We start from the raw sequence: 10,258 nt of genomic DNA, 5'->3' as shown, positions 1-10,258 counted from the left end.
CCTTAAATAGTTTTTTAATGACACTGAAACTATACAATTAATTGCCTTATTAATGTGGCTTAAAATAAAATAAATTAGAAAAGTTAAAAAAAGCTTAAATATGCCTTAATTGCATATTTAAAAACGCTATTTTTATGGAGTTATATAAGATATGATTTTTTAGCAGAATTATTAAAATTTAGCTCTTTTTTGATATCCATTTTTATTTTTGGGCTAAATTTAGAAAGTGGGAGTGAATTTTACTCCAAAGCTAGCATCGAACCATCTTCAAATTTTAAAAATACTCGCTCGCCGATCTTTGTAATTTTATCATCGTGGCTAAAAATTTTGATCAAAAAGTCGCCAACTTTGACCTTTAATAGCTTTTCATTGCCCATATAAAGCGAGGCTGAGTGCAAAATCCCTGAAATTTGACCCTCACCACCTGTTTTAGAAATTTTTATCTTGCTTGGATTGATCGTGATCTTGCTTTTGCCTTTAAAATTTGAAGGTAATTTTAGCTTCGAATCATCGCCAAAGCTTAGCACACCACCTTCTATCTCAAAGATATTTTTGTATTCAAACTCGCAGACTCTGCCTTTGTGCAAAAACACGCACTCGTTTGCTAGCATGCTAAGCCACTTCTCGTCGTGGCTTGCGATGACAAAGCCGCAGCCATATTTCTCGTGCATCAAATTTATAGCCTTGCTAAAGAGCTTTGAAGTGCCGATATCAACGCTATTTGTCGGCTCATCAAGCAGATAAAATGGCACTCTTAAAGAGAGTGCCAAAGCAAATGCGATGCGCTGCGTCTGCCCTGAGCTTAGCTCAAAGTGGCGCTTATCTAAAAATTTCTCATCAAGTCCTACAAGTGCCAGAGCTTCGCTAGTTCGCTCATCAAATTCGCTTAGTAAATTTCTACTTTTTAAGATGACTTTGAAATTTTCTCTAACGCTTCTTTTTAAAAGGGCAGGCTCAGGCAGCAAAACGCAAATTTTACGCAGCATTTCAAGGCTTGGTCTATTTTCTCCCCAAAGTGAAATTTCGCCGCTATCTGGGCTTTGCAGGCGCGAGAGCACTCTTATTAGTGTGCTTTTGCCACTGCCATTACTGCCCATTAGAGCGGTTATCTTTTTGGTATTTATATCAAGGCTTGGGATATTTAGGATCTCGCTTTTGCCGTAGCTTAGGTGTAAATTTCTTATCTTTATCAAAATTTGCTCCTATTTGTCTAGTTTTTTGAGCGCAAAGATCGCTAAATTTACTAAAAATGCGATGAATATCAAAACCATGGCAAGCGCTATACCCATGGCAAATTCGCCCTTGTTTGTCTCAAGCGAAACGGCTGTGGTGATCGTTCTAGTAAAGTACTTGATGTTGCCACCTATCATCATCGCAACGCCCACTTCAGCCACGATCCTGCCGTATGCGGTGGCGATGACGACCATGAGGGCGTAGCGCAGCTCGTAAAGCACACAGCAAACTAGCTTTGCCGGCGCAAGGCGTAAATTTAGGATAGTTAGATAGTGCTTTTTCTCCATATTTTCAACCACGCTTGCAGTAAGCGAGATGATGATAGGAAGGGCAAGCACAAACTGACCCAGCATGACCGCTTTTAGCGTAAAGAGTAAATTTAGGCTACCAAGTGGGCCATTTCTAGTGATAAATGCGTATAAGATAAGACCGATCGCAACTGTTGGCATGGCAAGAGCCGTGTCACTTAAAAGGCGTAAAATTTTTCGGCCCCTAAAGTCATAAAAGCCAAGCATGAAACCAAGTGGAAAGCCCATGATAACGGCAAAAAGTATCGACACGCTTGATGTGTAAAGGGTAGCCTTGATAGCTGAATATGTTTCAAGATTGCCGTTTAAAAGTAGATTAAAGGCTTCTGTAAAGCCATTAAGTAAAAAATCCAAATATTATTCCTAATTTTTTTATTCATATTATTTTAATATGCTATAATACCACATTTTCTAAAAAGGAGAAAAATGAAAAAGATTATTTTAGGCTCACTAGCAGCCGCAGTTTTGGCGTTTGGCGCTGACAATGAACTAATCATGGCGACTACAACAAGTACAGATAACACTGGATTGCTTGACGCGATCTACCCAGTTTATAAGGCTAAAACAGGTGTTGATATAAAATGGACAGCTGTTGGTACAGGTGCAGCTCTAAAGCTTGGCGAAGACTGCAACGCTGACGTACTTTTCGTTCACTCACCAAAAGTTGAGAAAGAATTTGTAGAAAAAGGCTTTGGCTTAAAGAGAAATGCCGTAATGTACAATGATTTCGTCGTTATCGCTGATAAATCAATTGCTGATAAATTTAAAGGTAAAGATATCAAACAAAGCTTTGAGCTTATCAAAAAAGATGGTATCAAATTCTTCTCACGTGGCGACAAATCAGGCACAGACAATAAAGAAAAAGGCATCTGGAAAAAGATCGCTGGCGAAGTCCCTGAAAAAGATAGCTGGTATATGCAGACAGGTCAAGGCATGCTAGCTACGATAAATGCTGCTGCTGAGCAAAAAGGCGTTACATTTACTGATCGCGGTACTTACATTAAATATGAAGCAAATCAAAAAGGTCATCCTGAGATGGTCATCATCAACGAAGGCGACAACGACCTTAAAAACTTCTACTCTCTAATCGCAGTAAATCCAAAACACTGCCCTAAAACTGACATCGAAAATGCAGAGAAATTTATAAAATGGGCAACAAGCGAAGAGGGTCAGAAATTTATAGGCGACTTCAAACTTCTTGATAAGCCACTTTTTACTCCAGACGCAAACACACGCAAAAACTAATACAACGGGCGAGCAATCGCCCATTTTTTTATAAATTTTCATATTTTTTAAATTTATTTTTAATCACTTAAGCTAAAAAACCAAATTCAAAATAAGACAAAAACGGCAAAAAGCTCCGTAAATTCAGCGTCAAAGAAATATGCAAATTTTGCATATTACTTAAAATTTTTTTAAATAAAATAATTAATTTTAAAACTACTTTTATTTTATAAGGTATATAATAACCGAACTATTAGAAATATTACTTGAAAGGAAATCTATGCAAAAGATTGTTCAAACAACCTGTCCGTATTGCGGAACTGGTTGCGGCATAGACCTTATCGTAGAAAACGGTAGGATAGTCGATGCGAAGCCAACAGACAACCATCATGTAAATGACGGTGAGTTGTGCTTAAAAGGTATGTTTGGTTGGGAATTTGTAAATTCTCCAAAACGTTTAACAAAACCAATGATGAGAAAACTAAACGGTGAGTTTAATAAACACGGCAAACTTGAAGAGGTAAGTTTTGATGAAGTTTATGAATTCTTAGGAAAGACTTTTAAAAATAGCGTAGAAAAATATGGTCCAAGTTCTATCATGGGCTTTAGTTCAGCTCGTTCAAACAACGAAGACAACTATGTATTTCAAAAATTCTTTCGTGCTTTAGGAAGCAACAACGTAGATCACTGCGCTCGTCTTTGACACGCTCCAACAGTGGCAGGTCTTGCCAGCACCCTTGGAAACGGAACAATGACAAACGATCTTGTTGAGTTTGCGACTGATACAGATGTATTTTTACTAATAGGCACAAATACAAGCGAATGCCACCCAATCATCGCTATGCAGATGCAAAGAGGCTTAGAGCGTGGTGCGAAAATGATCGTTGTGGATCCAAAACGCACCGATATGGCTAAAAAAGCCGATATATTCTTGCAAATTCCAGTTGGCTCAAACATCAAAACACTAAACACAATGATGAATGTCATCATCTCTGAAAATTTACAAGATACAGAATTTATCGAAAAATATGCAGAGGGTTTTGAATATCTAAAAGAAGCCGTAAAAGACTTCACTCCTGAGAGATTTGAGCGTGAGACTGGTGTCAAAAAAGAGCTTATAACTGAAGCTGCTAGGATGTATGCAAAAGCTGGCAGTGCTGCTATTTGCTACACTATGGGTATCACTCAGTTTAGCGACGGTACATCAAATGTATTCTCACTTTCAAATTTAGCGATCCTAACAGGAAATTTAGGTAAAAAAGGCGCTGGCGTAAATCCACTTCGTGGTCAAAACAACGTCCAAGGCTCATGCGACATGGGAGCACTTCCTAACGTCATCCCAGCAGGTGCAGTAAATAGCGCTTATGCACAAGAGCAAGCTCGCAAAGTTTGGCACTTCGAGCTTAATCCAGTGCCTGGCTTTAAACTAACATACGCACCTGATAAGATGGATAGTGGCGAGCTAAAAGTGCTTTACGTATACGGCGAAAACCCAGTCATGAGTGACCCTTGGACAGAGCACTTTGTGCATGCTACACACCACCTAGACTGCTTTATCGTACAAGATCTATTCTTTACTGAAAGTGCTCAAAAAGCCGATGTCGTCTTACCTGCAGCTGGTTGGGGTGAGAAAGATGGAACATTTATCAACACATCTCGCCGCGTTCAAAGAACTAGGAAAGCAAGCGAGCCAGTAGGTGGCGTAGAGCCTGACTGGAAAGTAGTTTGCAACATCGCAAAAGCTATGGGTCTTGAGGGATTTGACTTCTTAAGCGCAGAAGAGGTTTGGGACGAGCTTAGAAAACTAATGCCTAAATTCTTTGGCGGTATCAGCTACTATAGACTTGAAAAACTAGGTGGCATCAGCTGGCCATGCCCTGATGAAGATCACCCAGGCACACCTGATCTTTATACCGATCACAAATCAATGCTACCTGATGGTAAATTCCGCCTAGCTCCAGTACTTTACGCTGACGATAAAGATAAGCGTGCAAGCATGGAGGCTGAATTTAAAGCCAAAATGCATATACCTGATGGCTATCCAATAGGCTCAGGCGCGATGAGCGAAGTGCCTGATGAGGTCTATCCTTGCCTATTTACAACAGGTAGAAAAGTATATCACTACCACACTGGTACGATGACAAGAGAGTGCCCACCGCTAGAGTATGGTGCTGGCATCGAAGGTCCGCTAATCGAAGTAAGCCCTGATATCGCAAGAGAGAGAGAGCTAGAGGATGGCTGCTACGCAATGGTAGAGAACAAACGCGGCAGGATCGCAGCTAAACTTCGCGTAAATCCTGACCTTAGGGAGAGTACGATATTTACGACTTTCCACTATAGTGAGGCTGATGGCAACGAGCTCGCAAACGCACAAGACCACGATCCGCTCTCAGGCATCACACCTCTTAAGATCACTATAGCTAACATAAAAAGGTTAAGCGAAGACGAGTATATAGCATTTAGACAACAAAACGAGATGTCTATGCACTCTGAAAAACCTTATCTTTCACCTGTTAGATCATAATTTCAAGGGCACAATGCCCTTGAATCATACAATTTTATAGGAATATTTTCTCTTATCGTCTGCATTTAAGCTTCACTATAAAAGCTTTTCTTTGATCAAAAATTTGCTTATAATGTGTATATATTTTGTATTTCTAACACTAGTAAATATGACGAATATCCACTTTTACAAAAAAATGAATTAAATTTTAAACAACTATAAATTTGTTTATAAGATCAAGGCCTATCACAAACAAATAAATTTTTCAAAACTAAAGCACAAAAACGACTAAAAAAATTTTAAATAAAGAAAGCATATCCAAACCTATATTTTAAATTTTAAAAAATAAATTTTTAGCTCCATTTTTTCACGGCAAAAAGTGTGCTTGTGTTCTGCAAAGACCTGCACTATTTAAATTTAATAGGTCAAATTTAAAAACTAGCGCTAGAAATTTAAAAATTTAATCCTTCCAAAGCCACCATTTTAGCTTGGCATTGTCTGGACAGGGCGTATTTGCGTAGTAACAGACCATGCGGTAAACATAGAGGATACACCTATCACTACCTCGCCCAAGCGCCTTTGTGCGCTCAAACATCTCATCTGGATCTGCGCCTTTTAGCGAAGCGATATCCTCGTAGCCAAGTGCCAGCAGATCTGCCTCGGTTGCCTCGCCGACATAAGGGATTTTCTTAAAATCGCTCAAATTTACCTCAATTTTCTTTTAAATTCCGCCAAACTCGCCGCTTTGAGTGAAATTTCAAATTTCATTCCTGCGCTTTGAGGCTCGCTAAATTTTACCTTACTACTGCGCAAAGTCGTTATCCAAGCTATGCACGAGGTGGTTTAATTTAAAATTTCTTACGCGAAAAAACCACCCTTAAAATGATTTTGCGTCAAATTTCACGCAAATCTCGAGCGCTAAATTTGCTCCAAAATGCGTTCGCAAATTTCTCTTGGATTTGCGTTTTCATAAATCGGCCTGCCAACGACGATAAAGTCGCTGCCCTCTTGCTTTGCGCTAACTAAATTTGCAACCCTCTTTTGATCGCCCGCACTCTCGCCAAAAGGCCTAACTCCAGGGCAAAGCGTGATGAAATTTTGATTTGTCACGTCTTTTATGAGCTTGCTTTCAAAGACCGAGCAGACCATGCCGTCAAGCCCCGCTTCAAAGCTCATCTGGCTAAATTTCCTAACCGAGTGAGATAGCGTATCGTTATAAACCGCTTCAAATTCGCTCTCATTAAAGCTAGTAAGTGCCGATACCGCAAGCACTAAAGGGCGATTTTGCAGCGCATTAAGACGCTCCATTACAGTTGTCATCGCTCTCTCGCCAGCGCTTGCATGCAAATTTATCATATCCACGCCTATCTTTGAGACGACCTCGGCGGCGTCTGCCATCGTGTTTGGGATGTCATAGAGCTTTAGATCAAGAAAGATTTTAAACTCCCCTGCCCCTTTTAGCTCCTCTATAAATTTAGCTCCGTCTCTAAGGTAGCTTCTAAGCCCCACTTTTAGCCAAAGATCAAGCCCTTTTAGCTCACACACAAGGGCTAAATTTTCATCCTTGCTCGCCATATCAAGAGCGACGCAGAGCCTCATAGATCACCCTTTATCTTATCTAGCACGCCGTTTATAAATTTTGGCGCCTGATCGCTTCCAAGCTCCTTTGCAAGCTCGATCGCCTCGTTTATGATGACAGCTTTATCTGTCTGGCTAAATTTCATCTCATAAAGCCCAAGTCTAAGGATGGCTAGCTCTGTTGCGCCAACCTTGCTAAAGTCGCCATCTTTTAGGTGCGGCTTTAAAATTTCATCTAGTTTTTCTTTGTTGGCAAGCACCTCTTTAAATGTTTGCAAAGCTTCATTTTTACGCTCATTTCTTATCTTTTTTTCTTCTACAAATTCCTCTTCAAACTCAGCAGTTACGGGATTTATCTCGTTTGAGTAAAGTAGTGAAACGATCGCTTGTCTGACCTGATGACGCGTTGCCATTTTACTCTCCTAGCTTTTTATATAAATTTAGCATCTCTATAACGCCCGTCATCGCTTCAAAGCCTTTGTTTCCAGCTTTGCTGCCAGCTCGCTCGATCGCTTGCTCGATGCTATCAACAGTTAGCACACCAAATGTGACTGGCTTTGCGTATTTTAGCGTTACATTTGCGATGCCTTTGGTGGTCTCAGCACTTACGTAGTCAAAGTGCGGCGTTGCGCCTCTTATCACCGCTCCCACGCAGCAAACCGCGTCAAATTTACCGCTTGCAAGCACTTTTTCAAGCGCCATAGGTATCTCAAATGCGCCAGGGACTAGCACTAAAGTTAAATTTTTCTCGTCGCCGCCGTGACGTAAAAATGCGTCCTTTGCGCCCTCTACCAAGCGGTCTGTGATGATGTGGTTAAACCGTGCGTTTATGATCGCTATCTTTTCGTTGCCTTTTAGGGCTAAATTTCCTTCGATTATTTTCATTCTCTTCTCCTTATATTTTGCGTAGTTTATCAAAATCTTATTTAAACTAAAGCTAATATCTAACCTCGAATGAAACGCTAAAATTTCTACCAGGAGCAGTATATCGCTCAAGTCCGGTACCATCAAATTTAACATAGCTTTGGTTGCCGTTATATCTAAGCTGCCTTAAATTCTCCCAAGTAGAATACTCTTTATTAAAAATATTAAACACCCCTGCATTTATGCTGAAATTTTTACTGATCTTATAGCCCATAGTTAAGTCAAAGACAAAATAGCTTTTACTTAGAAATTTATGTGCTTCTGGCTGTGTTGTGCCAGTTACTTTACCTGTATCTCTATCAACAGTTATTTGAGAAAAATTTGGCGGTATTTTTGAAACCGCATCTTTTTCTTTTTTGGCTGCTACAAATTTACTAGTTAATAAGAGATCAAATTTATTATCACTATACCCAAGTCCAGCCACTGCAGTAAACGGCTGAATAGCCATAAGTGAAGTTCCATCATTTTTTTTGCCACGTGCATAGGTCGCTTTTAAGCTTGCATATAAATTTTCATTTAAATTTAGCGCATCTCCATTTACACGCGAGTTTAGTTCCAAACCTTTGACGGTGGCTCTACCAACATTTACATGTTTAAAATCGAGACTTTTTTTGCTGTATTTTTTTACAAAATCAAATGTCGCAAAGTCAAGTTCTTCTATCTCTTCAATACCAACCTCATAATCACTATCAATAAAATCTCTATATTTGGAGTAAAAAGCACTAAGAGCCAGCGCATAACTCTGACCCGATGACAATAAACTTACCTCATGATTAAAGGCTTTTTCTGGTTTTAGCTCTAAATTTCTAACATATCTTGTACTATCCCTTGGTGTATCAAAATACATCTCCTCCACTCTTGGCGCACGAAAACCAGTACTAAATGCGTAGCTAACACTCACATTGTTATTTATATCATACTGGGCTCCTGCATTGTAGGTAACGGCTTTAAATTTACTTTTTTGTAGCTCTGGTGTTGTGACCATTTTATATCCTGCACCAGAGGCAATATTTGCTTGCTCTGGTTTATAAACATATCTATCAAGCCTAACTCCATAGTTTAGACTTAAGGCCTCATTTAAGCTCATATCATCTCCCAGAAAAACATATTCAAGAGTGCTTTTTACTGGCTGAGCAAAGGTTACGTCCGTTGCTTTAACCAGCTTGAAAGGGTTTGCTGGATCTACGATAAAACCGCTACCGCCCCATTTTGTATTAAAACTTTGTCTAAGTTGTAAATTTCTATTTTTAAAGGTAGAGATGTGTCTGCCAAGACCAAAACTCAATATGTGAGAAAATTTACCTGCATTAATGTCGCCACTCATGCCGCTTATATCGAACTGTTTTTTGTCTTGAAAAAATTCATAGCTATCTTTTTGATCAAAACTTGAGTTGTATTGCATGTCGTTTGGATAGTTTGCATGATATCTTGTGAAATTTGACCTCTGCTGCACTCTTTGCTTATAAAAACTTACCTTTAAATTACTTAGTAAAGCATCATGGTCTGGCACAAACTCATAGTAAATTCCATATCTTTTGTAAGGGATGCTATCTCTTGTTTGCTTTCGATTAAGTGTTGCGGTGCTATTACTCTTCTCTTCTGTAAAATAGTTTTGCCTAAAGTCTTCATAGGATGTATTTATAAAATGCGAGTCAAACCTATAGCCAAATTTCATCAAATTTGAGTGCGTGCGAAATCTCACATCATCGGGCAAAATTCTACCAAAGGAGCAAAGCTCTGGGTATTTATCTGCCAAATACGAATCCTCTATACTAGTCCCCATTCCACAAAATGGCACATCATTTAGCTTACCGCTGTAAAAATTCTTTGTCTGTTTGCCACTCTTATACGTATGCTGAAATAGTGCTTCGATACCGCCTGCTTTTACGCCTGCACCTGCAACTTGCCTAAATTCACTATTTTTTGATGCGTATGCGCTTTTGCTATAGAAGCCAACATTTTGCCCATCCCTTACAAAATCATCAACATTTTTTGTCTGCATACTAACGCTACCACCGATCGCGCCACTACCTTTGTTTAATGAATTTGCACCTTTTACAAACTCTACACTGCTTATGTTTTCAAGCTCGGTGCTGTTTCGGTTGCCATTTAATATCCCTAAAATATTGTAAGAACGAGGCATAAAGCTCTCAACAGCTTCCATTCCGTCTATTTTTAAAGAAACCCTATCACTATCTACACCTCGTATGGCATACCCATTATTTCCGCTTCTACCACCTTCTGTGACAGTTACGCCAGTTTCGTTTCGCACGAGATCTCGCTCGGAGAAAATTTGACCTTTTTTTAGCTCGCTTTTGCTAAGCTCTGTCTTTTTTGCTGAGATACCACTTGCACTTACTATAACACCTTCTAGCAGCGTATCTTGCGATGAAAAGACAAAGCTGGACGCCACACCAAAGATAAACAAAATTCTACAAATTTGCACAATGTCTCCTTAAATTTGAAAAATAACTTGAAAGTGTAGTGT

9 protein-coding genes are annotated in these 10,258 nt (G+C 39.4%); 2 read left to right on the top strand and 7 right to left on the bottom strand.

All coding sequences use genetic code 11. The features are described from left to right. Positions 1–239 precede the first annotated feature (239 nt). Together tupC and tupB are read right to left on the bottom strand one after the other, a co-directional pair. Positions 240–1,193, bottom strand: a complete 954-nt coding sequence (tupC, locus tag CYP77_RS07990) for a tungstate ABC transporter ATP-binding protein TupC (protein WP_103566863.1) — start codon at positions 1,191–1,193, stop codon at positions 240–242. A 9-nt stretch (positions 1,194–1,202) separates the two neighbouring features. After that, positions 1,203–1,895, bottom strand: a complete 693-nt coding sequence (gene tupB / locus CYP77_RS07985; protein WP_103566859.1) for a tungstate ABC transporter permease TupB — start codon at positions 1,893–1,895, stop codon at positions 1,203–1,205. A 72-nt stretch (positions 1,896–1,967) separates the two neighbouring features. Between tupB and tupA the strand changes: the two genes are divergently transcribed. Beyond that, positions 1,968–2,786, top strand: a complete 819-nt coding sequence (gene tupA / locus CYP77_RS07980; RefSeq protein WP_103558927.1) for a tungstate ABC transporter substrate-binding protein TupA — start codon at positions 1,968–1,970, stop codon at positions 2,784–2,786. Positions 2,787–3,045: 259 nt separating this feature from the next. After that, positions 3,046–5,289 carry a molybdopterin oxidoreductase family protein gene (locus CYP77_RS07970; RefSeq protein WP_258032369.1) on the top strand — a complete coding sequence of 748 codons (2,244 nt, stop codon included), beginning with the start codon at positions 3,046–3,048 and terminating at the stop codon, positions 5,287–5,289. Positions 5,290–5,728: 439 nt separating this feature from the next. Here the strand turns inward: CYP77_RS07970 and CYP77_RS07965 are convergent, their stop codons facing one another. The 5 genes from CYP77_RS07965 to CYP77_RS07945 all read right to left on the bottom strand — a co-directional run bounded on the left by CYP77_RS07965 (position 5,729) and on the right by CYP77_RS07945 (position 10,216). Continuing rightward, positions 5,729–5,971, bottom strand: a complete 243-nt coding sequence (locus tag CYP77_RS07965) for a helix-hairpin-helix domain-containing protein (protein ID WP_103566852.1) — start codon at positions 5,969–5,971, stop codon at positions 5,729–5,731. A gap of 215 nt (positions 5,972–6,186) precedes the next feature. Then, complete coding sequence (pyrF, locus tag CYP77_RS07960) at positions 6,187–6,867, bottom strand: orotidine-5'-phosphate decarboxylase (protein ID WP_103566849.1); 681 nt, start codon at positions 6,865–6,867, stop codon at positions 6,187–6,189. Further along, positions 6,864–7,259, bottom strand: coding sequence for a transcription antitermination factor NusB (gene nusB / locus CYP77_RS07955; protein WP_103566847.1), 396 nt, complete (start codon positions 7,257–7,259; stop codon positions 6,864–6,866). Before nusB ends, pyrF begins: the two co-directional genes overlap by 4 nt. A 1-nt stretch (position 7,260) precedes the next feature. After that, positions 7,261–7,731: a 6,7-dimethyl-8-ribityllumazine synthase gene (gene ribH, locus CYP77_RS07950; RefSeq protein ID WP_012001235.1), complete on the bottom strand. Its 471-nt coding sequence runs from the start codon at positions 7,729–7,731 to the stop codon at positions 7,261–7,263. A gap of 52 nt (positions 7,732–7,783) precedes the next feature. Continuing rightward, positions 7,784–10,216 carry a TonB-dependent hemoglobin/transferrin/lactoferrin family receptor gene (locus CYP77_RS07945; protein ID WP_181001426.1) on the bottom strand — a complete coding sequence of 811 codons (2,433 nt, stop codon included), beginning with the start codon at positions 10,214–10,216 and terminating at the stop codon, positions 7,784–7,786. Positions 10,217–10,258 lie beyond the last annotated feature (42 nt).

It is taken from the genome of Campylobacter concisus, assembly GCF_002913865.1.
GTDB classification, from domain to species: domain Bacteria; phylum Campylobacterota; class Campylobacteria; order Campylobacterales; family Campylobacteraceae; genus Campylobacter_A; species Campylobacter_A concisus_AM.
This window is presented reverse-complemented; position numbering and strand designations above follow the sequence as displayed.